Source organism: Paucibacter sp. DJ2R-2, from assembly GCF_025717675.1.
In the GTDB taxonomy this organism is placed as follows: domain Bacteria; phylum Pseudomonadota; class Gammaproteobacteria; order Burkholderiales; family Burkholderiaceae_C; genus Paucibacter_A.
This window is the reverse complement of record NZ_JAJIRT010000002.1, coordinates 417,205-442,691: the sequence shown is the minus strand read 5'-3', so window position 1 is coordinate 442,691 and position 25,487 is coordinate 417,205. Positions and strand designations below refer to the sequence as shown.

The following is a 25,487-nucleotide window of genomic DNA, read 5'->3' as shown; positions in this document are numbered from 1 at the left end:
CACAGTCAGTCCCTCTCCAGGCTCGTGTTGTCCACAGCCGGCTCGGCCTGCGCACGCTCACGAGTCCGCGCGTGCCGCCGCCAGCAGCTGCAGCACCAGCGGATGATGCTGGCCGCGCCGCGAGCGAATGGCATGGATTTCTTCCTTCACGTCCTCGCAGCGGCCCAGCAGGCGCAGGCCGTGCATACGCTCCAGGTCCTCGGCACCGAGACGGCTGACCGGGAACACGCCCAGGCCGCGTGAGGCGAACACGGCCAACAGGGCGCTGTCCTCGAATTCACCGACGATGCGCGGCTGCAGCCCCTGTTCGGCAAACCAGTGATCGAGCGTGGCGCGCAAGGCCGAGTGGGCGGTGGGCAAGAGCACAGGCAGGCGGTTCAGGCAGTGGGGGAAGTCGCGCAACTCGGCCGCGTGCACGAGGCTCTTTGGTCCGTACCAGTCCACCGGTGCCTGGGCCAGCAGCTCGCTGCTCAGGCGCAGGCCGGGTTTGTGCGGCGCCGGTCGCCCGGCCAGCACCAGGTCCAGCTTGTGCATGGCCAGCTCGGCCAGCAGAGGGTCCACCTCGCCTTCGTGGCAGAGCAGGCGCAGAGACTCGGTGCCCAAGACCGGCGCCAGCAGGGCATGGGCGGCCAACTTGGAAATGCCGTCGGTCAGGCCCACCGCCAGTCGCGCCGCCGGGCCTTGCGCAGCCTGCCGGACTTCCTCTGTGATCAGGCTGCCGAGGCGGAAGATCTCCTCGGCGCGCGCAAATGCGGCCTGGCCCGCCTCGGTCAGCGCCACGCCGCGGCCGGCCGGCTTGAGCAATTGGTGGCCGAGTGACTTTTCCAGCTCGCGCACCTGGGTGCTGATGGTCTGGATGGCCATGTCCAGCCGCTCCGCCGCGCGTGCGAAACCGCCTTCCTGGGCCACAACCCAGAAGTAATGCAAATGTCTGAAATTCAGCATGGAGGCTCCGAGCACATGGCGTTGACTTCTTAAAAACAGAAGTTAATAGTAAGCCAGCGTTGCTTGTTTGGAAGTGTCGACAGGCAGAGAATGTGCGCATCTCGATTTCTGAAAAAGGGGAAAGACAATGGCCTATTACCTGCTGACCTGGCTGGTGCTGGGATTGCTGGCGGCGCTGTGGTCGCTGGCGAGCTGGGCCTTCCACAGCCTGGCCCTGTGGACCGTGGCGGCCCTGGGCTCGCAAGCCGAAGGGCTGCCCACCTTGGGCGCGCGCCTGTCCGATCTGCAGCTGCCGAGCTGGCTGGCGCCTTGGGTGCCCGAGGGCTTGCTGCAAGGCCTGGCCGAGTTCGTGGACCTGTTCGCGCCTCTGCTCAAGGGTGTGTTGGAGACCATGCCGGTGCTGGGCGACTGGCTCTCGCCCTTGGTCTGGCTGATTTGGGGGCTGGGCATCTTCCTGCTCTTGCTCTTGGGCGGTGGCCTGAGCCTCTTGCTCAAACTGATGCAAAGCAAGGCGGCGACGCTGGTGCCGCCGCGCTCGCTGCCCTCGGCTTGAAGCCTGCGCTGAGCTTTTATTGAATCTTGGAGTGCTGACACCATGAAACGAATATTTCTGTTCCTGATGACCAACCTCGGCGTCATGCTGGTGCTGGGTTTGGCGGTCCATCTGCTGGGCCTGAATCGCTTCCTCACGGCCAATGGTTTGAACCTGACATCGCTGCTGGGCTTTGCCATGGTGATGGGCTTTGGCGGCGCCTTCATCTCGCTCTTGATCAGCAAGCCCATGGCCAAATGGACCACGGGCGTGCAGATCATCAACCAGTCGAACGACACCACCCACATCTGGCTGGTGACCACGGTGGAGCGCTTCGCCGAGAAGGCCGGCATCGCCACGCCCGAGGTCGGCATCTATGAAGGTGCGCCCAATGCTTTCGCCACCGGCGCGTTCAAGAACTCGGCCCTGGTGGCGGTGTCCACCGGCCTGCTGCAGTCCATGTCGCGCGAAGAGGTTGAGGCGGTGATTGGCCATGAAGTGGCCCATGTGGCCAATGGCGATATGGTGACCATGGCGCTGATCCAGGGCGTCATGAACACCTTTGTGGTTTTCCTCTCGCGCATCGTCGGCTACTTCGTCGACAAAATCGTGCTGCGCAACCAGAACGACGGCCCTGGCATCGGTTACTACGTGACCACCATCGTCATGGACCTGCTGCTCGGTGTGGTCGCGGCCATGATCGTGGCCTGGTTCTCGCGCCAGCGCGAGTTCCGTGCCGATGCCGGCGCCGCCCAGCTGATGGGTCGCAAGCAGCCCATGGTCAATGCCCTGGCTCGCCTGGGCGGCCTGGATCCGGGCGAGATGCCCAAGGCCATGCAGTCCATGGGCATCAGCTCACGCCCCGGCGGCATGATGGCGCTGTTCTCCAGCCACCCGCCGATGGAAGAGCGCATTGCACGCCTGCAGCAGACCGCTTGAAGAACGAATCAGGAGACCTATTCCATGAGTGCACAGAATATGTTGGAGCAGCTGTTCAAGTCGGGCCTGGGCCTGCTGGACGGCAAGAGCGGCGGCGCGCGTGCGCCGGACTGGGGTCAGATCGGCGGTGGCGCCGCGGCGGGCGGTGCGTTGGGCCTGCTGCTGGGCAGCAAACGCGGCCGCAGCTTCGGCGGCAAGGCGCTCAAGTACGGCAGCCTCGCCGCACTGGGCGCAGTGGCCTACAAGGCCTACCAGTCCTGGCAAGAGCAGCAGCAACAACAGCAGCAACAAGCGCACGCTCCGCAGCCTGCGGCAGTTGTTGCCCCGCAGCTGAGCGCGCCGCCCGCTGAGCAGCATGGCCGCGCCTTGTTGCAGGCCATGATCGGGGCGGCGAAAGCCGATGGCCACCTAGACGCCCGCGAGCGCGGCCTGCTGGAGACCGAGCTGCAGCGCCTGCAGGCCGAGCCGGCCCTGCGCCAGTGGATGGAGGCCGAACTGGCTCGCCCCTTGGATCCGGCCCAGGTGGCGCAAGCCGCCAGCAGCCCGGCGCTGGCCGCCGAGATGTATTTGGCCAGCCTCTTGGTGGCTGACGAAACCAGCTTTATGGAGCGCGCCTACCTCGATGAGTTGGCGCGCCAACTGCAACTGCCCCAAGGCCTGAAGGCCGAACTCGAAGCCCAGGCCAGCGCAGCCTGAGGGGAAGGCGCTTTCAGGCGAACAGGTCCGCCCGCAGCGGCAGATCGCGAATCCGCCGGCCGGTCAGCGCAAACAAGGCGTTCGCCACGGCCGGCGCGATCGGCGGCGTGCCCGGCTCACCCACGCCGCCGGGTGCCGCGCTGCTGGGCATGATGTGCACGTCGATCTGCGGCATCTGCGCCAGGCGGATGGCCTCGTAGTCGGGGAAATTGCTCTGCTCGACGCGGCCGTTTTTCAGCGTGATCTCGCCGTACAAGGCGGCGGACAGGCCGTAGACGATGGCGCTTTGCATCTGCGCTTCGACCGTGTCTGGGTTGACCACCACACCGCAGTCGATGGCGCAGACCACACGGTGCACCCGGACTTGGCCGTCCTGCAGTGAGACCTCGGCCACCTGGGCACACCAGGAACCGAAGCTCTCGTGCAAGGCAATGCCGCGGGCCCTTCCGGCCGGCAAGGTCTGAGCCCAACCGGCCTTGGTCGCGGCCAGTTCCAACACCGCGCGGTGGCGCGGCTTGTCGGCCAGCAGCGAGCGGCGGTATTCGAAGGGGTCTTGCCTGGCCGCATAGGCCAGCTCGTCGATGAAGCCTTCGGTGAAGAAGGCGTTGTAGGAATGGCCGACGCTGCGCCAGGAGCCCACCGGCACGGGCGTCTTGACCCGCAGCTGGCGCACGCTCAGATTGGGAATGGCGTAAGGCAGGTCGAAGGCGCCTTCGATCTGGTTCTTGTCGGGGGAATCGGCCGCCATCGAGGGCAGTAGGCGTTCGGTGGTGGACAGGCCAATGGAGGGCGCCGCCACACGGTTCAGCCAGGCCTGCGGCCGCCCTTGTTCATCGAGTGCGGCGACAAAGCGGGCCATGGCGGCGGGGCGGTACATATCGTGCTGCATGTCTTCCTCGCGCGACCACAGCAGCTTGACCGGCCGACCCTGGGTTTGCAGGGCCAGCAGCACCGCCTCCTCGATCATGTCCAGCTCCAGGCGGCGGCCGAAGCCTCCGCCCAGCAGGGGCACGTGCAGTGTCACTTGCTCGCTATCGATACCGGCTACTTGTGCCGCTTTCCAGCGCGCCAGCGAGGCGGCCTGGGTGCCGCACCAGACCGTCAGATGGCCATCCTTGAATTGGGCCGTGCAGTTGATGGGCTCCAGGGCTGCATGGGCCAGAAAGGGGGCGTAGTAGCTCGCTTCCAGTTTGCGGCCGGCTGCGCTCAAGACAGCTTCGGCATCGCCTTGCTGGCGAAATCCGCTGCCCTTGGCGCCGGCGTCCAGTGCGACCTGCAGTTGGGCGCGGATCAGACTGGAATCCAGCTGGGCATTGGGGCCTTCGTCCCAATCGATCTTGAGCGCATCCAGCGCCGACTTGGCGCGCCAGTAGCGGTCGGCCAGCACCACCACCGAACGCTCCTGCAAGACTTGCACATCGGCCACGCCGCGGCGGGCCTTGGCGGCAGCGCTGTCGACCTGGCGCACCTTGCCGCCCAGCACCGGGCAATGGCGGATGGCGGCGTAGAGCAGGCCTTCGGGCTGCATGTCGATGCCGAACTGCGCGCGGCCGTTGACCTTGGCCGGAATGTCCGTGCGCGGCATGGGTTTGCCGATCAGGCGGAATTGGCTCGGGTCTTTCATTGCGACGTCCCGGCGCGGGGCGATGTTCACGGTATCGGCGGCCAGCTCGCCAAAGCCGGCCTGGCGTCCGCTGGTCGGGTGGCGCACCACGCCGGCCTGCACCTGGCAGCTCTCGGACGCCACGTTCCAGCGCTGAGCCGCAGCGTCGACCAGCAGGGCGCGGGCCGTGGCGCCGGCCAGGCGCATCGGTTCCCAGGCGTCGCGAACGCTGGACGAGCCGCCCGTGACCTGCAGGCTCAGCAGATAGCCGACGCGCTGCACCGAGCGCCGCGCCAGGCGCGCCAGCAGACTGTCATCGTCCGAGCTGAAGGGCAGCACATTGAGCAGCAGGGCGGTGTTGGCATAGATCTGAGCCAGCGGCGCCTGCTCGGTGCTGACCTGGCTCCAATCGGCATCGAGCTCTTCAGCCACCAACATGGCCAAGGCCGTGTGCACGCCCTGGCCCATCTCGGCCCGCGGTGTGGCGACGATGACGCGGCCGTCCGGCATGAGCTTGACCCAGCCGTTCAGGGCAATCTGCCCGCCCTCGGTCGGCAGCGTGGTCTTGTCACCCAACCTGGATCTGGCCGAGGGCGGGGTGCTCAAACCCACACCTAGCAGCAAGCCGCCGCCCAGCAAGCCGCCGGCAATCAGAAAGCCGCGGCGCTTCATGCCGCGCTCCCGCGCACTTGCGCCGCGGCCGCATGGATGCCCGCGCGAATGCGCTGGTAGGTGCCGCAGCGGCAGAGGTTGCTGATGCCGGCGTCGATGTCGGCGTCGCTGGGTTTGGGCGTGCTGCGCAAGAGCGCGGTCGCGGCCATGATCATGCCGCTCTGGCAGTAGCCGCATTGCGGCACTTGCAGCTGGATCCAGGCTGCCTGCAGGGCGGCGGTGATGCGATCGGGCTCGGCCTCGATGGTGCGGATGTGCTTGCCCTGCAAGGCGCCGACGGGCATCACGCAGGACCGGGTGGCCGTGCCGTCGATGTCCACTGTGCAGGCACCGCAGCTGGCCACACCGCAGCCAAACTTGGTGCCGGTCAGCCCCAGTTCGTCTCGCAGCACCCAGAGCAAGGGGGTGTCGGCTTCGACATCGAGACTGTGGCCTTGGCCATTGACGGTCAACTGTGTGCTCATGCGGGGCTCATCAGGAAAAGAGTGGGGGCCGGGCTGGCTTGGCGCCGATGCTAAGCTTCAAGCTGGCTTCAAGGTCAAGTGCCCGGCTGAAATTCTTCGGTCGCATGGGCAAAGCGTGGGTGTGAGCGGATGAAGATCGGTGATTTGGCAAAGCGCAGCGGCTTGGCGGCCTCCGCCATTCGCTTCTACGAGTCGAGCGGCTTGCTGCCGCCGGCCAGTCGGGGCCCCAATGGCTATCGGGTCTATGACGAGGCGAGCGTTCAGCGCCTCTTGTTGATTCAGACCGCGCAAGGCCTGGGCTTTTCGCTGGAATCCTTGCGCAGCCTCATTCCCGCCCAGGGCGAGGGGCTGCCGCATGATCAGATCCTGCAGAGCATGCAGGCTCGGCTGGCCGAGATCGATGCCATGCAGGCCGTTTTGACGGCCCAAAGGCTGGAACTGGAGTCGCTGATGCAAGACCTGAACGCCGAGTGGCAAGCGGGCCGTTGCCTGCAGATCGCATCAGCCGTGGCGCCGCCCGACCCGGTCGCCGGCGCGACGCGACGCGCGCGGCAGCGGGTCCGTTGACTCCCGCCGCTAGCTCGGCCCCTCGGCCCATCCTGCGCCTCAGCGAATCTGCAGCGGAATCGTCACCGGCCCGTCGTTCAGCAGGCTGACCTTCATGTCGGCGCCGAATTCGCCGGCCTCGACCTGGGAGTGCTGGCGCCGCGCTGCAGCCAGGCAGTAGTCGTAGAGGCGGCGGCCTTGCTCGGCACCGGCAGCGCCGGTGAAGCTGGGGCGATTGCCGCTGCTGCAATCGGCGGCCAGGGTGAATTGCGAAACGATCAACAGGCCGCCGGCGATGTCTTGCACGCTGAGGTTCATCTTGCCAGCCGCGTCGCTGAAGATGCGAAGCTTGAGCACCTTGGCGATCAACTTGTCGGCCTGGGCCTCGCTGTCGCCGGGCTCGGCGCAGACCAGCATCAAGAGGCCCGGTCCGATGGCGCCGGTGATGCGGCCATCTACTTCAACCTGGGCGTGTTGCACCCGTTGCAGCACGGCGATCATGCTTGCTTCTCCAGGATCGGTTCATCTTGTGGGTCATCGAAATGCGCCTCCACATCGCTGGGCAGCAGCTGAATGCTGGCGCGCAGCCCGGGCACGGCGGCCATCAGCGCACGCTCCAGCGCATTGCGCTCGGCCGCGGCCTGGCCCAGGCTCCAGCTGGCGGGCATGTGCATGTGCAGGTCGAGATAGCGGCGCTGGCCGGCGCTGCGGCTGGCGATGTGGTCGAAGCGGATGTGCTGGGCCTGGGCGAAGCGGTCCAGCACCTGCTGCACCGCTTGCAGTTCTTCGGGATCCAGGGCCTGGTCCATCAGGCCGTGGCTGGACTTCCAGACCAGGTGCACGCCCTCGCGCAAGATGTTCAGGGCCACGACGGCGGCCAGCAGCGGGTCCAACCATTGCCAGCCGGTCAGCATGACGCCGACCAAGCCCAGCACCACGCCGGCCGAGGTCCAGACATCGGTGAACAGATGGCGGGCATCGGCCTCAAGGGCCATGGAGCGGTGCTCGCGCGCCTTCTTGAGCATGGCCCAGGCCAGGCCGCCATTCAGGGCTGAGCTGATGATGGCCAGGGCCACGCCCAGGCCCAGGCCCTCGACCGGCTGCGGGTCCAGCAGGCGGTGGACCGAGGCCCAGATGATGCCCAGACCCGCGGCGATGATGAGCACGCCTTCGAAGCCGCTGGAGAAGTACTCGGCCTTGTGGTGGCCAAACGGGTGTTCGGCGTCCGGCGGCTTGGCCGCCACCGTGACCATGGCCAGGGCGAAGATGGCGCCTGCCAGGTTGACCAGGGATTCCAGCGCATCGGCGGCCAGGCTGACCGAGTCGGTCCACCACCAGGCGCCGGTTTTCAAGGCGATGGTCACCAGGGCGACGGCGATGGACAGTTTCAGGTAGGAGGCGACTTGCATGGCGGCATTGTGGCTGCCCTGGCTGAAGCCTGGCTTAAGCCGTGTCAGCCAGGTTCGCGACCCCACACGCGACCCAACACCGCGACCCTACAATCGCGCCAGTTTCAAACTCCTGTGTGCTGCCTGCGCGCCCGCCATGAAGAACGACACGACCGCCACCTCCAGCACCGATGTGGCCCACATTGCCCCGCGTGAAAAGGCCGAGATCCTGTCCCAGGCTTTGCCCTATATCCGCAAGTACCACGGCAAGACCATCGTCATCAAGTACGGTGGCAATGCCATGACCGACCCGGAGCTGCAAAAAGACTTCGCCGAGGACGTGGTGCTGCTCAAGCTGGTGGGCCTGAACCCGGTGGTGGTGCACGGTGGCGGCCCGCAGATCGAAGGCCTCTTGAGCAAGCTGGGCAAGCAAGGCCATTTCATCCAGGGCATGCGCGTCACCGATGCGGAGACCATGGACGTGGTCGAGTGGGTGCTGGCCGGTGAGGTGCAGCAGGATGTGGTGGGCCTGATCAATGCCGCCGGCGGCAAGGCCGTGGGCCTGACCGGGCGCGACGGCGGCATGATCCGCGCCAAGAAACTCATGATTCAAGACAAGGACGATCCGAGCAAGGAGCACGACATCGGCCAGGTCGGCGACATCGTCTCCATCGACCCCAGCGTGGTCAAAGCCTTGCAGGACGACCAGTTCATCCCCGTGGTCAGCCCGATCGGCTTCGGCGAGAACAATGAAAGTTACAACATCAATGCCGATGTGGTGGCGGCCAAGCTGGCCACGGTGCTGAAGGCTGAGAAGCTCTTGATGCTCACGAACATCCGCGGTGTGCTGGACAAGGATGGCCAGCTGCTGACCGAGCTGACCCCGCGCCGCATCGACGAGCTGGTGGCGGACGGCACCATCAGCGGCGGCATGATCCCCAAGATCGCCGGCGCCATCGACGCCGCCAAGAGTGGCGTCAACGCCGTCCACATCATCGACGGCCGCGTGCCGCATGCGATGCTGCTGGAGATCCTGTCGGACCAAGCGTACGGAACCATGATTCGGTCTCACTGAGACCGCCCCATGGCTGACCGGCGCAGTTCCCGGGTCTGGTTCTTCGACCTCGACAACACCCTGCACAAGGCCTCCGGCCATGTGTTCGGGGCGCTCAATGTGGCGATGACCGATTACATCGCCGAGTATCTGGACTTGCCGCGTGACGAGGCCAGTGAGCTGCGTGCCCGCTATTGGCATCGCTACGGCGCCACCTTGCTCGGGTTGGAGCGGCACCATGGCGTGTCGGCAGCCCATTTCCTGGCGCAGACCCATGCCTTGCCGGGCCTGGAAGACCATCTGCACAGTCATGCCCATGATCTGGCGGCCTTGCGCCGCCTGCCTGGGCGCAAGTTCCTGCTGACCAATGCGCCGTTGGCCTATGCCTTGCGGGTGCTGGCGGCGCTGGGCATGTCGCGTGACTTCGAAGGCGTGGTCGCCATGGAACAGATGCGCATGTTCGGACAGCTGCGACCCAAGCCCGATGCGCGCATGTTCCGCCATCTGCTGGCCCGCCTGCGCCTGCAGCCCGGCCAGTGCACGCTGGTGGAAGACACCCTGGTGCACCAGAAGGTGGCGCGCGGCGTCGGTATGTCCACGGTCTGGATGCAGCGTTGGCTCCAGCGCGCCACCATAGGCCCCGAGGCGGGGGCGCGTTTGCGCCGTCGACCAGTCTATGTCGATCAGCGGGTGCGCAGCCTGGCCCAATTGAAATCGTTGGAGACGGCATGCCGTGGGGATCCGACGTCAGGTTCTTGTGGCTGAATCGCTGATCTGTGTGCTGCGGAGCGTGGTGTTTGGGTCAAAGAAGGCTCAGTCAGTGATTTGAGTTTGCCGCGCCCGCAGCGGCCGTGCAGAATCGGCCGCTTCAACCCGGGGCCTCCATGTCCGCTTTCTCCGTTCTGATCGTCGAAGACCAGCTCAGTTTCCGCGACGCCTTCAGCCGTTCCTTGGCCTCGGTGACCGATATCCGCCTGCTCGGCATGGCCACCGATCTGGCCCAAGGTCGGCAGCTGTTTGACCGCCTGAACCCTGACGTGCTCCTGGTCGACCTCGATCTGCCGGGCGGCAGCGGCATCGAGCTGATCCGCCATGCCGCGCAGACGCGGCCGCAATGCGAGGTCATGGTGATCTCGGTGTTCGGCGATGAGCAGCATGTGCTGTCCAGCATCGAGGCCGGGGCTACCGGCTATTTGCTCAAGGACAGCCTGGCCCTTGATCTGCCCGAGCAACTGCGCTGCTTGCGCGCCGGCGGCAGCCCGATCAGCCCGGTGATTGCGCGCCGTCTGCTGCTGCGTCTGGCACCAGCATTGCCGCAACATACGGCGGCGTCTGGCTCTGGTGCGGCGGTTGCTCATGCCTTGGCCACGGACGAAGACGCCGTGGCCCTGTCCGAGCAGGAATCACGAGTCCTGCACCTGGCCGCCAAGGGCTTCACCTTCGATGAGATCGCCAAGTTCATGCAGGTCTCGCCGCACACGGTGATGACCTATGTGAAGCGGGTTTACCGCAAGCTTCATGTGCGCTCCAAGGTGGAGGCCATCTACGAAGCACGTCGTCTGGGTTGGTTGCGCGACTGAAGGTCCGATTGACATCGGGAGCGGGGTTCGGCTGTGCCAGAATCGGCCGCGCAGTGGGTTGAGCCTCGCCTGCTGAGTCGCGTTTCCGGCCCGCGTGGTCGGCCACTTTTTCAACCGACCGACCGATGTCAGCCTCCGTGCCCGAATCCACTGCCGTGCCCGTCGAGGCGCCATCGACTGAGTCCGCCGAAACCGTCAGCACCGCACCGCCTGCGCGCAAGCGGCCCCGCCCTGGCGAGCGTCGTGTGCAGATCCTGCAGACCCTGGCCGGCATGCTGGAGCAGCCCGGTGCCGACCGCGTGACCACCGCCGCCCTGGCCGCCAAGCTGGACGTCAGCGAGGCCGCGTTGTACCGCCATTTCGCCAGCAAGGCGCAGATGTTCGAGGGCCTGATCGAGTTCATTGAGGGCAGCGTTTTTTCCCTGGTCAACCAGATCATCGAGCGCGAAGGCTCGGGCACGGTGCAGGCGCAGAAGATCGTCGCCGTGCTTTTGCAGTTCGGCGAACGCAACCCTGGCATGACCCGGGTGATGGTCGGTGACGCCCTGGTTTACGAGAACGAACGCCTGGTCGCTCGCATGAACCAGTTTTTTGACCGCATCGAGAGCTCTCTGCGCCAGGTCTTGCGCGCCGCCGCTGAGGCCAATGGCAGCAGCACGCCGACGGTGGAGGCCAATGCGCAAGCTTCGGTGCTGGTCAGCTTCGTCATCGGCCGACTGCAGCGCTATGCCCGCTCGGGCTTCAAGCGCAGCCCGATCGAGCAGATGGAAGCGGCTCTGCGCATGCTGGCACGCTGAGTCATCGGTCCACAGGGCGGTAGCGGCGCGCCCTTAAACTGCCTGTATGTCACTGCTCGATTCGCTTTCCCCCGCCAGCCCTTTGAACAGCTTGCTCAGCCGCGCCGAGGCGCTGCTGGGGCGACTGGAGGCCGTGTTGCCCCAGGCCCTGGCCGCCCCCGACTGGCAGGCTGGCGCCGCTTTCCGCTACCGCCGTCGCCGCGGCGCGCCGGTGCTGGAAGCGGTACGCCATGCAGCCAGCATCCGACTCGATGATTTGCTGGAGGTCGAGCCGCAAAAAGCCCGCCTGCGTCAGAACACCGAACAGTTTGTGCAGGGCCGCCCGGCCAACAATGTGCTGCTGACCGGCGCGCGCGGCACAGGTAAAAGCTCGCTGATCAAGGCCGTGCTCAACGAGTACGCGCCGCAGGGCTTGCGCCTGATCGAGGTGGACAAGAACGACCTCGTCGACCTGCCGGATCTCGTCGACCTGGTCGCTGAGCGGCCCGAGCGTTTTGTGATCTTCTGCGACGACCTCAGCTTCGACGAAGGCGAGCTGGGCTACAAGGCGCTCAAGTCCATGCTGGACGGCTCCATCGCCGCGGCCAGCGATAACGTGCTGATCTATGCCACCAGTAACCGCCGCCATCTGCTGCCCGAGCAGATGCGTGACAACCTGGGCTACCGCCACACCGAGTACGGTGAGGTCCATCCCGGCGAAGCGGTGGAGGAAAAGATTTCCCTGTCCGAGCGTTTCGGCCTGTGGCTGAGCTTCTACCCCTTCAGCCAGGACGAGTACCTGGCGATTGCCGCGCAATGGTTGCGTTATCACGGCCTGGACGAGGCACAAATCGCCGCGGCGCGCCAGCCGGCCTTGGTCTGGGCGCTGGAGCGCGGCTCTCGCTCGGGCCGGGTGGCGGCGCAGTTTGCGCGCGATCTGGCCGGGCGTGGCGCGCCGGTGCAGGAGGCGCCGGCCGTGATTGCGGGCCAGGCGCCGGAGGGTCTCGATCATGTCTGAGTCCTTGACCGGAATGGCGCCCACCGACCGCGTGCCGGTCGAGGTGGCCGTGGGCGTATTGGTCGAGCGCGATGCGCATGGTCGGGAAGGGCGCTTCCTGCTCACCTCGCGACCCGAAGGCAAGGTCTACGCCGGCTACTGGGAATTCCCCGGCGGCAAGCTGGAGGCCGGCGAGACGGTGGAGCAAGCCCTGCGCCGCGAGTTGCAAGAAGAACTGGGCATCACCATCGGCGCCGCTCACCCTTGGCAAGAGCTGGTGATGGACTACCCCCATGCCCGCGTGCGCCTGCATTTCTGCAAGGTCTTCGACTGGCAGGGCGAGTTCCAGATGCGCGAGCAGCAGACCATGGCCTGGCAGGCGCTGCCGGTCGAGGTGCGGCCGGTGCTGCCGGGCACGATTCCGGTGCTGGACTGGTTTGCCGCCGAGCGTTCGCACACCGGCCCCACGCACCAGGTCTGAGCCAGCCCGCCACTACACTGCTGCGCATGACTGACGACTGGCTGGATCAAATCAAATGGGATGCCGACGGGCTGCTGCCCGTGATCGCGCAGGAGCGTGACAGCGGCGACGTGCTGATGTTCGCCTGGATGAACCGCGAGGCCTTGCGCCGCACGGCGGCCCAGGGCGAGGCGGTGTACTGGAGCCGTTCGCGCCAGAAGTTCTGGCACAAGGGCGAGGAATCCGGCCACACCCAGACCGTGCATGAGATGCGATTGGACTGTGACAACGATGTGCTGCTGCTCAAGATCACGCAGAACGGGCACGAGCCCGGCATCGCTTGCCACACCGGACGCCACAGCTGTTTCTTCCAACGTTTTGACAACGGAGCCTGGGTGGCGGCGGACGCTGTGCTCAAGGACCCGGAGCGGATTTACAAATGAACCCCTCCACGCAAGGCAATGACACCCTGGCCAAACTGGCCGCCGTGATCGAGTCGCGCAAGCCCGCCAACGGCGGCGACCCGGCCACCAGCTATGTGGCCAAGCTCTTTGACAAGGGCCTGGATGCCATCTTGAAAAAGGTCGGCGAGGAGGCCACCGAAACCGTCATGGCCGCCAAGGATGGCGATGCGCAAAAGGTGGTCTATGAGGTCGCTGATCTTTGGTTCCACTCCATCATTGCGCTCTCGGCTTTCGGCTTGAAGCCGGCCGATGTCTTGAACGAGCTGGCGCGCCGCGAAGGCTTGTCCGGCTTGCAGGAATTCGCCGCCCGTGGCCAGAAGGCCAAAGGCGAGGAGGAGCCCAATGACTGACAACACCAACACCAACACCGTGCTGCTGGACGCGCAGCAGGAGCGCAGCCTGCGCACCGTGGGTTTGATCAGCTATCTTCTGCACACCGTGGTGGCGGTCGGGGCGGTGCTGCCGGGCGTGCAGGCCAGTGTCTTGCTGTTGCTGATTGCTGTGGTGATCGACCTGCTCAAGCGCGGTGATGCCGCTGGCAGCTGGCAGGCCAGTCACTTCAGCTGGCGTTTGCGCTCGGTCGCCTGGGCCGGCTTTTTGTATCTGCTGACGGCGCCACTCTGGACTTTGTTTCTGGTCCCTGGCTGGATCGCCTGGGTCCTAGTGTCGATCTGGTTCTTGTATCGCGTCCTGCGCGGCTGGCTGGCCATGAATGCCGGCCGAGCCATGGCCTGATCGAACCTGTTTTGCTCGCTTCTTGAATATCCTTACGCTCATGTCACACGATCCCAATTGCCTGTTTTGCAAGATCGCCGCGGGCCAGATTCCCAGCCGCAAGGTTTATGAGGATGAGCACATCCTGGCCTTTCATGACATCAACCCATGGGCGCCAGTTCACATCCTGCTGATCCCGAAACTGCATCTGTCCTCTCTGGCCGAGGCCACCGAGGCCCATGCCGAGCTGCTGGGCCGTATGACAGTTCTAGCGCCCAAGCTGATGCGCGAGCTGGGTGTCACAAATGGCTTCCGAACTGTCATCAATACCGGCCCAGATGGCGGGCAAGAGGTCTATCACCTGCATATGCATGTCATGGGTGGGCCCCGTCCCTGGGCCAAGGGTTGAGGTCGCTCAAGTCCGCGCTCGCAGAACTGTCATGCGCGCCAACTAGAATGGCCGCTTCCATCGCAGGAGAGAAATAATGGGTTCCTTCAGTATTTGGCACTGGCTGATCGTGCTGTTGATCGTCATCGTGGTTTTCGGCACCAAGAAGCTGAAGAACGTCGGCTCTGACCTCGGCTCGGCCGTCAAGGGTTTCAAGGACGGCATGAAGGACGGTTCCAGCAGCGATACCGCAGCCACGCCGGCCCAGCAGGTCAGCAACAGCGCCAAGGCGCAGGATGCCAACACCGTCGACGTCGAAGCCAAGACCCGTTCTTGAGCGCCCGCGCCTTGTTGTCTCTTCGCCGGCCGGCTGAGCGCCTGACCTTCGCATGATCGATTTCGGATTTGACAAGCTGGCTTTGATCGGTGGCGTGGCCCTGATCGTCATTGGCCCCGAGCGCCTGCCGCGCGTGGCGCGCACCATCGGCCATTTGATTGGCAAGGCACAGCGCTATGTGTCCGATGTCAAGGCGGAGGTCAGCCGTTCCATGGAGCTGGAAGAGCTCAAGAAAATGAAGACGGAGATGGAGACGGCTGCTCGTGATGTCCAAGACAGCGTGCAGCAAGAAATCCATTCCGCCACTCAGGCCTTCGACCAGACTTGGGCCGATGTCAGCGGCCGCACCCCGAGCTTGAGCTCGGAACATGCCGAGCCGCCCAGCTACAGCCACCCCAAGAAGAACTGGCGGGTCAAACGCGGCGCCACGCCGCAGTGGTACAAGCAGCGCCAAGGTGTGCGCCGTCATGCCCAGTCCGGTGCCGCCCGCGTGGCGCGCTTCCGCCCCAGCTCTGCACGCCGATTTCCATGACCGATTCCCACAAGCCCGAGGACGAACTCGCGGGCACCGAGCAGCCCTTTGTCTCCCACCTGATCGAGCTGCGTGACCGCCTGGTGCGCGCAAGCTTGGCCGTGCTGCTGGTGTTTGGTGTGTTGGCCTTCTATCCGGGCCCCGCTGCGCTCTACGACCTCTTGGCCGCTCCCCTGGTGGCGCAGCTGCCTAAAGGTACGACCTTGATCGCGACCAATGTGATCTCTCCCTTCCTGGTGCCGCTGAAGATCACTTTGCTGGCGGCTTTCCTGGTGGCCCTGCCGGTGGTGCTCTACCAGGTCTGGGCTTTTGTCGCCCCGGGCTTGTATTCGCACGAAAAGCGTTTGGTCCTGCCCCTCGTGTTCTCCAGCACTTTGCTGTTCATCGTGGGCGTGGCGTTTTGCTATTTCTTCGTGTTCGGCCAGGTGTTCAAGTTCATCCAGAGCTTCGCACCCAAGAGCATCACGGCGTCACCCGATATCGAGGCGTATCTGAGCTTTGTGATGTCCATGTTCATCGCCTTCGGAGCTGCCTTTGAGGTGCCGGTGGTGGTGGTGGTGTTGGCGCGCATGGGCCTGGTGTCGGTGCAGAAGCTGCGTGATTTCCGCCAGTACTTCATCGTCCTGGCCTTTGTCATTGCAGCGGTCATCACGCCGCCCGATGTGGTGTCTCAGCTGGCGCTGGCGATTCCCATGTGCATCCTCTACGAGCTGGGCCTGTTTGCGGCCGGTTATTTCATTCGCTACTCCAAAGCACCGGACAGCCCAGAGTGATTGCTTGCAGTTCTGGCCAAATCAGGCGCCCGGTTGGGGCGCCTTTTTTTTGGCTGGCTCGGAACGGGGTGACGGCTGCAATCGGCATTGAGCCGTCGTTCGCGGAGAAGTATCAGCTCGCAGAGTTCGCAGAGGACCGCAGAGGACGCTGAGAACACAATCCTCGCTCTTCTTCTCTCTCTGCGACCTCTGCGACCTCTGCGAACCTCCGCGGACTCTGCGTTCGTATTCAAATCTCAGCGAACGACGGTTCTGGGCCGAGAGCAGCCCAAGGCCCTTGGCCTCCCTACTCGCGCTCTGCCTGCGGCTTGGGTCGTTGCGCTACGGTGATGGCGATGTCCAGTTGCTGACCCGCACGATGCACGGTGACTTGGGTGCCGGTCTTGGGCTTGAGCGCCGAGACGGCGGTGAGCAACTGGGCAGGGGAGGCCACGGGCGTTTCGCCGACGCGGGTCAGCACATCGCCCGGCTTGAGACCGGCCTTGGCCGCGGGAGCATCAGCCACCACGCCGCTGATCAGCACCCCTTGCTTGACCGTGACTTTGAAGGCTTCAGCGAACTCAGGCGTCAGTTCACGGGTCTGCACGCCAATCCAACCGCGTGCCACCTGACCGTCGCGTATCAATGACTCCATCACCTGGCGCGCCGTGCTGACCGGAATGGCAAAGCCAATGCCCAGGCTGCCACCGCTGCGCGAGAAGATGGCGGTGTTGATGCCGACCAGATTGCCTTCGGCGTCCACCAGGGCGCCGCCCGAATTGCCAGGATTGATGGCAGCATCGGTCTGGATGAAATTCTCGAAGGTATTGATGCCCAGTTGATTACGACCCAGGGCGCTGACGATGCCGGACGTGACCGTCTGGCCGACATTGAAGGGGTTGCCAATGGCCAGCACGACATCGCCGACTTGCAGGTCTTCGGCATTGCCGAGCTGGATCACAGGCAGGCGCTCTAGCGCGATCTTGAGCACCGCCACATCGCTTTCCGGGTCGCTGCCGACCAGGGTGGCGCGGGCTTGGCGGCCATCGCTGAGCATGACTTCGATGTCCGAGGCGCCATCGATCACATGGTTGTTGGTCAGCAAATAGCCGTCGGCAGAGACGATCACGCCCGAGCCCAGTCCGGTCTGAGGCCGCTCAGACTGCTGGCCGCGGCCACGGGGGCCGAAGTGAAAGCGGAACCAGGGGTCGGCGTTCTCATTGGCGCGGCTGGGAGCTTTGCTGGCGGTGATGCTGACCACGGCCGGTGCGGCGCGGCGCGCGGCCAGCGCATAACCGCTTCGTGCTGAACCAGACGTGGCGCCACTGGCTGCGGTGGCGGGCGGGCGAGGTTGGGCCGTGTTGAACAGCGGCAAGCTGGCGCTGTTGTCACTGTTGCCACTCTGGCCGCCCAGCCTGGCATCGCCCAGCCACTGTGGTTTCAGCGTGCTGACGACAAACAGCAGGGCCAGCACCACCGTGGTGGCCTGAGCGAAAATCAACCAAAGTCTGCGCACGTAAACAACTCCTCTGACCCAGGCGGCCCACCGATGACATCAAGACACAGCCTCGAACGACATCTGCATATGGAGCTGAATGTCGATCGTTTCAAGGATTATGGGCCGAACGGTTTGCAGGTCGAAGGCCGCGCCGAGGTTCGCCATCTGGTTTGCGGCGTGACCGCCAGCCTGGCCTTGATCGAGGCGGCGATTGAAGCCGGCGCCGATGCCATCCTGGTGCATCATGGTCTGTTCTGGCGTGGCCAGGACGGCCGCATCACCGGCTGGATGAAGCAGCGTCTGGCACGCCTGCTGGCCGCCGATGTCAGCCTGTTGGCATATCACTTGCCGCTCGATGCGCATGCCGAGCATGGCAACAACGCGCAACTCGGTCGCGTGCTGGGATGGCAGGCGGACGGCCGTTTTGGTGAGCAAGACCTGGGTTTTGTCGGCCAGCTCCCGCAGCCTCAGTCCTTGCAGCAGTTGGGCTCGGAGATTGAGCAGGGGCTGGGTCGCACGCCAATCTTGGCGCCCGGCGATGGCCGCGAGCTGCGGCGCGTGGCCTGGTGCACCGGCGGAGCTCAAGGCTATTTCGAAGCCGCCATCGCTGCCGGTGTCGACGTCTTCGTGACCGGCGAGATTTCCGAGCCGCAGGCCCATCTGGCCGCCGAGACCGGTGTGGCCTTCATCGCCGCTGGGCACCACGCGACAGAACGTTATGGCGTCCAGGCCCTGGGGCGGCATCTGGCGGATCGGTTTGGTGTGAGTCAGCAGTTCATTGATCTGCCGAATCCCGCATGAATATGGCCAAGAATTTCGGCGCACATCCTCAAGCCGGCTTGCCGCTGCTGCTGAGCATGGGCGACGTCTGCGGCATCGGCCCCGAGGTCGCGGTGGCCGCCTGGGCGGCGGATCTGTCTGAGTCTGGATTCAGCGACTTGTGCCTGGTCGGCGATGTGTCCGTGCTGAGGCGGGCTTTGGTTTTCATGGGTTTGTCGCGGCCGGTGGCAGTGCTCGGTAACTTGCAGGAGTTTGTGCAGCGGCCGCCGAATGCTTTGCCGGTCTGGCAGCCGGCAGGCTTGCCCGTTGATTTGGCCGCTGAGCCTCTGGGCCGAATATCAGCCCGGGCGGGCGCGGCCGCGGCCTTGAGCATCGAGGCTTCAGTGCTAGAGATCCAGGCGAAGCAGGCTTCGGGTCTGGTGACGGCACCAATTCACAAAGAGGCTTTGCATGCGGCCGGGGTCGACTTTCCCGGCCACACCGAGCTTTTGCAGGCGCGCTCGGTGCCGCCTGGCGCGTCCCTGCCGCCGGTGCGCATGATGCTGGCCAATGAGGAGCTGCGCACGGTGCTGGTGACCATCCATTGTTCGCTGCGCCAGGCGATCGAGCAGATCAACACCGTTCGCGTGCTGGAGACCCTGCGCATCACGCAAGCGGCCTTGCAGCGCGTCGGGATCGCCCGGCCGCGCATTGCCGTGGCAGGGTTGAATCCGCATGCGGGAGAGGGTGGCTTGTTCGGCGACGAGGAAATCTTGCACATTGCGCCGGCCATTGCCCAGGCGCGCGCCGAGGGCATGGAGGTCAGCGGCCCCCATGCGCCGGACACCGTCTTCATGCGGGCGCGCCATGCGCCTGGGCATGCGGGCGAATTCGATGTGGTGGTGGCCATGACCCACGACCATGGCCTGATACCGGTCAAGTACTTGGGTGTGGAGCAGGGCGTCAACGTCACCCTGGGCCTGCCATTTGTGCGCACCAGTCCCGATCACGGCACGGCATTTGACCTCGCGGGCACGGGCCGGGCCGACCCCGCCAGCATGGCGGCTGCCATTCGCATGGCGCGCCTGTTGATCGGTCGCGCCTAGCTCTTGCTGCCGATGGCGGCGAGCTGCTTGCGGGCGCGCGAGATGGCGCGCTCCATCAGGTAGGCGTGCTCGTAAGCGCGCAGGCGCTTGGCTTCGCAGAGGCGCTTGAGCATGCGGGCGGTCATGGTGACCGTCTCCTGATGCTTGGCGCCTTGGGTGAAGATGAAAAAGCTGCGGCCTGCGCTGATATGGGCCAGGCGCACCTTGTGCCAGCTGTCGCCGGTGTGCATTTGGTAGGCGAAACCGAGTTGCAGATGGTCGATCAGCAGCTCTCCCTGGCTGGGTTCGGGCGCCTCGGTGGCGGCCGGCAGGCCGTCAATGCTGATGTCCACCGCCTGCAAGGGAGCTTCGCCTTCTTCGCCCAGCACGATGTCCACCGTGCCGTCCCAGTCGACCCCGCTTTCGCTGACCAGGCCCAGGCTCTTGGCCTCTTGCGCGCTCAGACGGCTGCCCATGTCCAAGTCTTGTGGCACGGTGACTGGGGCTTGCGAGGCCGGCAAGTCTTGTTCTTCCGGCGGGGCGCAGCCAAACACGCTGTCCAGTTGCTTGAGTAGCAAATTGGTTTCAAGGGCGGTGGCCGGCACGCCCTTCAAGGACTCGGCGTGGGCCGGCAGCAAGGCAGCAAAGAAGTCCTTGCGCGCGGCTTCCGGCCAGGCGATCAGGTCCAGGCCCTCGCCCAGGGTGCGCATCAGCGTCGGCAGCTGACCCAGAAAGGCCTGCCGCTGTGCGGTGCCGCCCTTGGGCTGCACGCTCATCACCAGATCGCGGCCGAGCTGGCGGAAGCGCTGATTGCGGTCCGCCGCGCCGCGCGGGTCGCGTGCGGCCAGCACGATGGCTTGGCTCCAGACTTGGGCCAGGAAGTCACGCAGGAAGTCCTGCATGGGTACGGCCGCAAGAGCCGTTTGCAATTGCTGGGTGTAGCGCTGCTGCAGGCGCAGATCGACTTCCTTGCGGTCCAGCAGTTCGGCCAGGTCGCCGACTTGGCCGGCCTCTCCTTGCGACTTCAGGCTGCCGGTGACCTGTTCCTGGATGAATCGCTCGAGGGTGTCGAGCTTGCTCTCGTAGACATCCATGCGGTCGAAATCACCGCTGGCCACTTCCTGCACCAAATCCCGGACATGGGCCAGGAAATCGCTGCCCGGCGCTTCGCTGAAGTCGTCGAAGGCGCAGGCCAGCGAGGCCATGCGGTTGACGAAGCGGCGCACGGGGTGGCGGCGCGACGAGAAGAAGGTCGAGTCCCCGAGCGCCGCGCGCAGGACTGGCAACTGCAGCCGCGCCAGCAGGCGCGCCATCTGCGGCGGCACCTTGGGGTCGGACAGCACCTGGTCGAACAGGCTGCTGACCACGTCGATGACCATGTGGTCCAGGCGCCCGGTGGCGGCCTGGCGCAGTTCGTCCCGGTGAATCTGGATCAGATTGGGCGCTTGCACGCCTTGCCAGGCGGAGCTGCCGAAGTCTTCGCTCCAGCTTGAGCCGGCAGCGGCGCTGATGCCGCTGCCGCCAAAGCCAGAACTGCTCGCGCCGGCGACAAAGGCAGTGCCGTCCGGGCTCATCGCTCCGGACGGAGCTGGCGCCTGTGCCAAACGGCGAAGCAGATCCATGAGCTGGCCGTCGACCGCACCCATGCCACCGCCGCCGCCCGACATGCCGCGGCCGCCTGGCACTTGTCCTTGCTGCTGCTGCCAGCCGCTGGTGCTGTTGCCGCCACCATGATGGCCAGCATAGGCGCCACCAAACTGTGAGCGCGGACCGCCCGAGCCGGAATCGAGTTCACCGTTGACCGAATGGCCCGACAGCGCTTGATTGCGGGTGCTGTGGCTGCCAGCCGCTTCGCTGCCGCGCACGCGCAAATCCTGGGGCCGCAGGCCGCGGCTGCGGAACAGCTCGGCGATGTCGGCATAGCAGGCGCGCATCTCCTGGGTCATTGAGCGCGTCATCTCGTCGACCAAAACCTGGCGGCTGTCGGGCTCCTCGCAGACCGCTTGCACGGCGCTCAGCAGCGCTCGGGCCACCAACTCGGGGCGCAGAGGGTTGCGTTCGCCGGCGCGCAGACTGGCGACATAGGACTCGACTTCGCGCAGCTCCCACTCACTCTGATGGCCGATTGCCAGGCCGATGCGGTCACCGACCACCATATTGTCCACGGCGTCGTCATCCAACAGTGACAGTTCGGTCCAGTCCTTCTTCCCGGCGCTTGCCACTTCGGCCTTGGGTGCCTGCTCGAGATTCAGCTGCTGACGCAAATCCTGGGCGAAGCGCTGGCCGAACAAGGCCTGTTGCTTGCGGAACAGGAGCTGGGTTGCCAACAAAAGGTCGCGCCGTTTGGCCTGACCGGCCGACAGCGCCGCCAGGCCCAGACCCTCGGCGCAGCGCTCCGAAGCCTGTTCGGCGGCTGTCCGTATGCGCTGGAGTGCAGCCTCCAGATGAGGGTTGAGTCCGAGGTCGGGCGAATTCATGAAGGTGGAGTGGAGGAGGGTGACGCCAGCGTGCCACAAAGAATGAACTCAGTATCGCGCCATAAGCGGCCAATTGCCGTGCAGTTGGGCGCCGACCTGAGTCCGTGGCTGCCAAATAGCTAACGCCCGGTGCCTGTGAAACTTTTGCTTACAGGCGGTCCGGGCGTCAGGGGGTGAGGCCAGGCCTCAGGGGTGCACGGGCTCAGCGCTTGAGTGAGTCCCGGATTTCGCGCAAGAGCACGATGTCTTCGGGCGTGACGGGCGCTTCGGCCGGCGCGGCGGCTGGCGCTTCGGCGCGCTTCAGGCGATTGATCTGCTTGATCATCAGGAAAATGATGAAGGCCAGGATGACGAAATTCAGCAGCACGGTCAGGAAGCTGCCGTAGGCGAACAGAGGCACGCCGGCCTTGGTCAGCGCCTCATAGGTTTGCGCGCCCTTGAAATCGGCCGGCACACTGCCCAGCACCACGAAATAGTTGGAGAAGTCCAGGCCGCCAATCACCTTGCCGACGATGGGCATGATCAAGTCTTTGACCACGGAGTCAACGATCTTGCCAAAGGCGCCGCCAATGATGACGCCCACGGCCAGATCAACCACATTGCCCTTGACCGCGAATTCCCTGAATTCCGAGAAAAAACTCATTGATATCTCTCCGTCAGCGGCGCCGGGCCGCTTGCTGTGTTGACAAAAAACAAACTGAACGCCAGAACGGCGCGCAACGGCCATGATTGTCGACGCAGCCGCGGACGAAAACCGGTAAAACGCTGATACTGTGGCGCGGAAAACAGTTTCGGGCGCGCTTGCCGATAGTGAGAGCTGATAGCGTCCGTTAGAATCCCGGGTTGCCCCCGATCAGAAGTCTCGTTTGAGGATCCTCATGAGTGACCAGCAAGTGGACCACGGCAAGCGCACCTGGCTCATCGCCACAAGTTGCGCCGGCGCCGTTGGCGGCGTTGCCACCGCCGTACCTTTCGTCAGTACTTTCACTCCGTCCGAGCGCGCCAAGGCCGCCGGTGCGGCCGTGGAAGCCGATATCAGCGGCTTGAAGCCGGGTGAAAAAATGACCGTCGAATGGCGCGGCAAGCCCGTGTGGATCGTCCGTCGCACGCCCGAGCAATTGGCTGCGCTGAACGGCACCGAAGGCCAGTTGGCCGATCCGAATTCGGATCGCAAGGCGTATCCGACACCGGATTACGCCAAGAACGGCCACCGTTCGATCAAACCCGAGTTCTTCGTCGGCGTGGGCATCTGCTCGCACCTGGGCTGCTCGCCCAGCGACAAGTTCCAGGCCGGCCCGCAGCCCTCGCTGCCGGACGACTGGCATGGCGGTTTCCTCTGCCCCTGCCACGGTTCGACCTTCGACCTGGCTGGCCGCGTGTTCAAGAACAAGCCGGCGCCCGACAACCTCGAAGTGCCCCCTCACATGTACCTGTCCGACGCCAAGATCTTGATTGGCGAAGACAAGAAGGCTTGATGCTCCGGCATCAGGTCGCACAAGGCTAAAGGACAGAGGTCAACATGGCTGCTGAATTCAAAGAAGCTCCCGCTGGCGCTGGCGCCGGCGAAAAACTGCTGACGTGGGTGGACAACCGTTTCCCCGCGAGCAAGCTCTACAAAGAGCATCTCTCGGAGTACTACGCTCCGAAGAACTTCAACTGGTGGTACATCTTCGGCTCGCTGGCACTGGTGGTGCTGGTGATCCAGATCGTCACCGGCATTTTCCTGGTGATGCATTACAAGCCCGATGCCGCCCTGGCCTTCGCATCGGTCGAGTACATCATGCGTGATGTGCCCTGGGGTTGGCTGATCCGCTACATGCACTCGACGGGCGCATCCGCCTTCTTCGTCGTGGTTTATCTGCACATGTTCCGTGGCTTGATCTACGGTTCGTATCGCAAGCCGCGCGAACTGGTCTGGATCTTCGGTTGCGGCATCTTCCTCTGCTTGATGGCCGAAGCCTTCATGGGTTATCTGCTGCCCTGGGGCCAGATGTCCTACTGGGGCGCGCAGGTGATCGTGAACTTGTTCGCGGCCGTGCCTTTCGTCGGCCCGGACCTGGCGCTGCTGATCCGCGGCGACTTCGTGGTGGGCGACGCCACGCTGAACCGCTTCTTCAGCTTCCACGTCATTGCCGTGCCTCTGGTGCTGCTGGGCTTGGTGGTGGCGCACATCATTGCGCTGCATGAAGTGGGTTCCAACAACCCTGATGGCGTAGAAATCAAGGGCCCCAAGGCGCCGAAGGATGCCAAGGGTCACCCGCTGGATGGCGTGCCTTTCCATCCCTACTACACGGTGCATGACATCTATGCGCTGAGCCTGTTCTTGATGGTCTTCACCAGCATCATCTTCTTCGCGCCGGAGTTGGGTGGCTACTTCTTGGAGTACAACAACTTCATCCCGGCCGATCCGCTGAAGACGCCCGCGCACATCGCGCCGGTCTGGTATTTCACGCCCTTCTATTCGATGTTGCGCGCCACGACCGACACCATGGTCAATGTGCTGGTGGGCATCATCGGTCTGAGCGCCTTGCTGGCCGTGATCAAGGGCAGCTTCAGTAGCAAGGCTAAGTTGGCCGTGCTGGTGATCGCTGCTGCGGCCTGTTTCCTGCTCAAGATCTTCGACGCCAAGTTCTGGGGCGTGGTGGTGATGGGCGGTGCGGTGGTGATTCTGTTCTTCCTGCCCTGGCTGGATCACAGCCCGGTCAAGTCGATCCGTTATCGCCCGGACTGGCACAAGCATGTGTACGCCGTGTTCGTGGTGTTCTTCCTGGTGCTGGGTTATTTGGGTATCCAGCCGCCGACCGACATCGGCACTCTGATCGCTCAGATCGGCACCATCTTCTACTTCGGCTTCTTCCTGCTGATGCCCTGGTGGAGCAAGCTCGGTACGCCCAAGGCCGTGCCTGACCGCGTGACCTTCCACGCCCACTGAACACAAGCATCGGAGTCAAGAGAATGAAGAAGCTCATCGCTACGCTGCTGACCACCCTGTCTCTGGGCATGGGTCTGGTCTCCGGCGCTCATGCGGCCGCAGGCGGCATCGAGTGGGACAAGTTCCCCAAGGAAAAGATGACCGATATGGCCTCGTTGCAAAACGGCGCCAAGTTGTTCGTCAACTACTGCTTGAACTGCCATTCGGCAGCTTTCAATCGCTACAACCGCCTGCGCGATCTGGGTCTGACGGAAGCTCAGATCAAGAGCAATCTGCTCTTCGCTGGCGAGAAGGTGGGCGAGACCATGAAGGTCTCGATGGATGCCAAGCAGGCCAAGGATTGGTTTGGTGCCACGCCGCCCGATTTGACCGTGATCGCGCGTTCGCGTGCCGACGGTGCCAAGGGCTCGGGTGCTGACTATCTGTACACCTATCTGCGCACCTACTACCGCGACGAAAGCAAGGCCACGGGTTGGAACAATCTGGCTTTCCCGAGCGTGGCCATGCCGCACGCGCTGTGGGAACTGCAAGGTCAGCGCGCCGCCAAGTTTGCTGAAGAAACCGATCCGCATGACCACAGCAAGACCGTTCATGTCTTCAAGGGTTTCGAGCAACTGACCCCCGGAACGCTGGATGCCCGCGCTTACGACAGCGCCGTCGGCGACTTGGTCGCTTACCTGCAGTGGATGGGCGAGCCGGCGCAAGCCCAGCGCTTCCGCCTGGGTGTGCTGGTGCTGCTGTTCCTGTCGGTGTTCACGGTGTTTGCCTGGCGCCTGAATGCCTCGTACTGGAAAGACGTGAAGTAACGTTTTTCGTCCCGGTCCCGGCGGCTGCGCGAGCGGCGGCTGGGTCCAACACGCAGTGGGTGGCTCGTCCGGAGCGCCCGCTGCGTTTGTC

General features: G+C 64.6%; 30 protein-coding genes. 22 read left to right on the top strand and 8 right to left on the bottom strand.

Annotated features, from left to right (window positions below):
• Positions 1 to 57: 57 nt before the first annotated feature.
• On the bottom strand, positions 58 to 945 hold the full coding sequence (locus LNV28_RS09055) for a LysR family transcriptional regulator (protein ID WP_263518691.1): 888 nt from the start codon (positions 943 to 945) through the stop codon (positions 58 to 60).
• 127 nt (positions 946 to 1,072) lie between these two features.
• Here LNV28_RS09055 and LNV28_RS09050 point away from each other — a divergent pair, with 127 nt between their 5' ends.
• From LNV28_RS09050 to LNV28_RS09040, 3 genes are read left to right on the top strand one after another with little or no spacing between them, the layout of a single operon-like run.
• Entirely contained in the window at positions 1,073 to 1,498 is a 426-nt protein-coding gene (locus tag LNV28_RS09050) for a hypothetical protein (RefSeq protein WP_263518689.1), read from the top strand.
• Positions 1,499 to 1,540: 42 nt separating this feature from the next.
• A complete protein-coding gene (gene htpX / locus LNV28_RS09045; RefSeq protein WP_263518688.1) occupies positions 1,541 to 2,416 on the top strand; it encodes a protease HtpX in 876 nt (291 codons plus the stop codon).
• 24 nt (positions 2,417 to 2,440) lie between these two features.
• Positions 2,441 to 3,112: a tellurite resistance TerB family protein gene (locus LNV28_RS09040; RefSeq protein ID WP_263518687.1), complete on the top strand. Its 672-nt coding sequence runs from the start codon at positions 2,441 to 2,443 to the stop codon at positions 3,110 to 3,112.
• Between the two features lie 13 nt (positions 3,113 to 3,125).
• Here LNV28_RS09040 and LNV28_RS09035 read toward each other — a convergent pair whose 3' ends face one another.
• A complete protein-coding gene (locus LNV28_RS09035) occupies positions 3,126 to 5,387 on the bottom strand; it encodes a xanthine dehydrogenase family protein molybdopterin-binding subunit (RefSeq protein ID WP_263518685.1) in 2,262 nt (753 codons plus the stop codon).
• The gene (locus tag LNV28_RS09030) at positions 5,384 to 5,851 is read right to left on the bottom strand and encodes a (2Fe-2S)-binding protein (RefSeq protein WP_263518683.1); all 468 of its coding nucleotides are present in this window, start codon (positions 5,849 to 5,851) and stop codon (positions 5,384 to 5,386) included. The genes LNV28_RS09035 and LNV28_RS09030 overlap by 4 nt, the downstream gene beginning before the upstream one ends.
• Before the next feature lie 129 nt (positions 5,852 to 5,980).
• Here LNV28_RS09030 and LNV28_RS09025 point away from each other — a divergent pair, with 129 nt between their 5' ends.
• Positions 5,981 to 6,418: a MerR family transcriptional regulator gene (locus LNV28_RS09025; protein WP_263518681.1), complete on the top strand. Its 438-nt coding sequence runs from the start codon at positions 5,981 to 5,983 to the stop codon at positions 6,416 to 6,418.
• A 39-nt stretch (positions 6,419 to 6,457) separates the two neighbouring features.
• Here LNV28_RS09025 and dtd read toward each other — a convergent pair whose 3' ends face one another.
• Entirely contained in the window at positions 6,458 to 6,898 is a 441-nt protein-coding gene (gene dtd / locus LNV28_RS09020; protein ID WP_263518680.1) for a D-aminoacyl-tRNA deacylase, read from the bottom strand.
• The gene (locus LNV28_RS09015; RefSeq protein WP_263518679.1) at positions 6,895 to 7,806 is read right to left on the bottom strand and encodes a cation diffusion facilitator family transporter; all 912 of its coding nucleotides are present in this window, start codon (positions 7,804 to 7,806) and stop codon (positions 6,895 to 6,897) included. The genes dtd and LNV28_RS09015 overlap by 4 nt, the downstream gene beginning before the upstream one ends.
• Positions 7,807 to 7,942: 136 nt before the next feature.
• Here LNV28_RS09015 and argB point away from each other — a divergent pair, with 136 nt between their 5' ends.
• The 13 genes from argB to tatC all read left to right on the top strand — a co-directional run bounded on the left by argB (position 7,943) and on the right by tatC (position 15,860).
• A complete protein-coding gene (gene argB / locus LNV28_RS09010; protein WP_263518677.1) occupies positions 7,943 to 8,860 on the top strand; it encodes an acetylglutamate kinase in 918 nt (305 codons plus the stop codon).
• 9 nt (positions 8,861 to 8,869) lie between these two features.
• Positions 8,870 to 9,604, top strand: coding sequence for an HAD-IA family hydrolase (locus LNV28_RS09005; RefSeq protein WP_263518674.1), 735 nt, complete (start codon positions 8,870 to 8,872; stop codon positions 9,602 to 9,604).
• A gap of 119 nt (positions 9,605 to 9,723) precedes the next feature.
• Positions 9,724 to 10,419, top strand: a complete 696-nt coding sequence (locus LNV28_RS09000; protein ID WP_263518673.1) for a response regulator transcription factor — start codon at positions 9,724 to 9,726, stop codon at positions 10,417 to 10,419.
• A 125-nt stretch (positions 10,420 to 10,544) separates the two neighbouring features.
• Positions 10,545 to 11,216 carry a nucleoid occlusion factor SlmA gene (gene slmA / locus LNV28_RS08995; protein WP_411969934.1) on the top strand — a complete coding sequence of 224 codons (672 nt, stop codon included), beginning with the start codon at positions 10,545 to 10,547 and terminating at the stop codon, positions 11,214 to 11,216.
• 46 nt (positions 11,217 to 11,262) lie between these two features.
• The gene (locus LNV28_RS08990) at positions 11,263 to 12,213 is read left to right on the top strand and encodes an ATP-binding protein (RefSeq protein ID WP_263518672.1); all 951 of its coding nucleotides are present in this window, start codon (positions 11,263 to 11,265) and stop codon (positions 12,211 to 12,213) included.
• Positions 12,206 to 12,673, top strand: a complete 468-nt coding sequence (locus tag LNV28_RS08985; protein WP_263518671.1) for an NUDIX domain-containing protein — start codon at positions 12,206 to 12,208, stop codon at positions 12,671 to 12,673. The genes LNV28_RS08990 and LNV28_RS08985 overlap by 8 nt, the downstream gene beginning before the upstream one ends.
• Before the next feature lie 26 nt (positions 12,674 to 12,699).
• A complete protein-coding gene (gene hisI, locus LNV28_RS08980) occupies positions 12,700 to 13,095 on the top strand; it encodes a phosphoribosyl-AMP cyclohydrolase (RefSeq protein WP_263518669.1) in 396 nt (131 codons plus the stop codon).
• A complete protein-coding gene (locus LNV28_RS08975) occupies positions 13,092 to 13,466 on the top strand; it encodes a phosphoribosyl-ATP diphosphatase (protein WP_263518667.1) in 375 nt (124 codons plus the stop codon). Before hisI ends, LNV28_RS08975 begins: the two co-directional genes overlap by 4 nt.
• The gene (locus LNV28_RS08970; protein WP_263518665.1) at positions 13,459 to 13,851 is read left to right on the top strand and encodes a DUF4870 family protein; all 393 of its coding nucleotides are present in this window, start codon (positions 13,459 to 13,461) and stop codon (positions 13,849 to 13,851) included. Before LNV28_RS08975 ends, LNV28_RS08970 begins: the two co-directional genes overlap by 8 nt.
• A gap of 40 nt (positions 13,852 to 13,891) precedes the next feature.
• Positions 13,892 to 14,239, top strand: coding sequence for a histidine triad nucleotide-binding protein (locus tag LNV28_RS08965; RefSeq protein ID WP_263518664.1), 348 nt, complete (start codon positions 13,892 to 13,894; stop codon positions 14,237 to 14,239).
• 76 nt (positions 14,240 to 14,315) lie between these two features.
• Positions 14,316 to 14,555, top strand: coding sequence for a Sec-independent protein translocase subunit TatA (gene tatA / locus LNV28_RS08960; RefSeq protein WP_263518663.1), 240 nt, complete (start codon positions 14,316 to 14,318; stop codon positions 14,553 to 14,555).
• Between the two features lie 52 nt (positions 14,556 to 14,607).
• Complete coding sequence (gene tatB / locus LNV28_RS08955; protein ID WP_263518662.1) at positions 14,608 to 15,087, top strand: Sec-independent protein translocase protein TatB; 480 nt, start codon at positions 14,608 to 14,610, stop codon at positions 15,085 to 15,087.
• On the top strand, positions 15,084 to 15,860 hold the full coding sequence (gene tatC, locus LNV28_RS08950; protein WP_263518660.1) for a twin-arginine translocase subunit TatC: 777 nt from the start codon (positions 15,084 to 15,086) through the stop codon (positions 15,858 to 15,860). The genes tatB and tatC overlap by 4 nt, the downstream gene beginning before the upstream one ends.
• A gap of 286 nt (positions 15,861 to 16,146) precedes the next feature.
• Here the strand turns inward: tatC and LNV28_RS08945 are convergent, their stop codons facing one another.
• Positions 16,147 to 17,355, bottom strand: coding sequence for a S1C family serine protease (locus LNV28_RS08945; protein WP_263518658.1), 1,209 nt, complete (start codon positions 17,353 to 17,355; stop codon positions 16,147 to 16,149).
• A 33-nt stretch (positions 17,356 to 17,388) separates the two neighbouring features.
• Here LNV28_RS08945 and LNV28_RS08940 point away from each other — a divergent pair, with 33 nt between their 5' ends.
• A complete protein-coding gene (locus LNV28_RS08940) occupies positions 17,389 to 18,138 on the top strand; it encodes a Nif3-like dinuclear metal center hexameric protein (RefSeq protein ID WP_263518657.1) in 750 nt (249 codons plus the stop codon).
• A gap of 2 nt (positions 18,139 to 18,140) precedes the next feature.
• Positions 18,141 to 19,202, top strand: a complete 1,062-nt coding sequence (gene pdxA, locus LNV28_RS08935) for a 4-hydroxythreonine-4-phosphate dehydrogenase PdxA (RefSeq protein ID WP_263518655.1) — start codon at positions 18,141 to 18,143, stop codon at positions 19,200 to 19,202.
• Here the strand turns inward: pdxA and LNV28_RS08930 are convergent.
• Positions 19,199 to 21,658, bottom strand: a complete 2,460-nt coding sequence (locus LNV28_RS08930) for a DUF1631 family protein (RefSeq protein WP_263518653.1) — start codon at positions 21,656 to 21,658, stop codon at positions 19,199 to 19,201. The genes pdxA and LNV28_RS08930 overlap by 4 nt on opposite strands.
• A gap of 202 nt (positions 21,659 to 21,860) precedes the next feature.
• The gene (gene mscL / locus LNV28_RS08925; RefSeq protein WP_263518651.1) at positions 21,861 to 22,301 is read right to left on the bottom strand and encodes a large conductance mechanosensitive channel protein MscL; all 441 of its coding nucleotides are present in this window, start codon (positions 22,299 to 22,301) and stop codon (positions 21,861 to 21,863) included.
• Positions 22,302 to 22,536: 235 nt separating this feature from the next.
• Between mscL and petA the strand changes: the two genes are divergently transcribed.
• The 3 genes from petA to LNV28_RS08910 are packed head-to-tail and all read left to right on the top strand — an operon-like array spanning position 22,537 to position 25,396.
• The gene (gene petA, locus LNV28_RS08920) at positions 22,537 to 23,133 is read left to right on the top strand and encodes a ubiquinol-cytochrome c reductase iron-sulfur subunit (protein WP_263518649.1); all 597 of its coding nucleotides are present in this window, start codon (positions 22,537 to 22,539) and stop codon (positions 23,131 to 23,133) included.
• Positions 23,134 to 23,177: 44 nt separating this feature from the next.
• Complete coding sequence (locus LNV28_RS08915; RefSeq protein WP_263518647.1) at positions 23,178 to 24,590, top strand: cytochrome b; 1,413 nt, start codon at positions 23,178 to 23,180, stop codon at positions 24,588 to 24,590.
• Between the two features lie 23 nt (positions 24,591 to 24,613).
• A complete protein-coding gene (locus tag LNV28_RS08910) occupies positions 24,614 to 25,396 on the top strand; it encodes a cytochrome c1 (protein WP_263518645.1) in 783 nt (260 codons plus the stop codon).
• Positions 25,397 to 25,487: the final 91 nt, after the last annotated feature.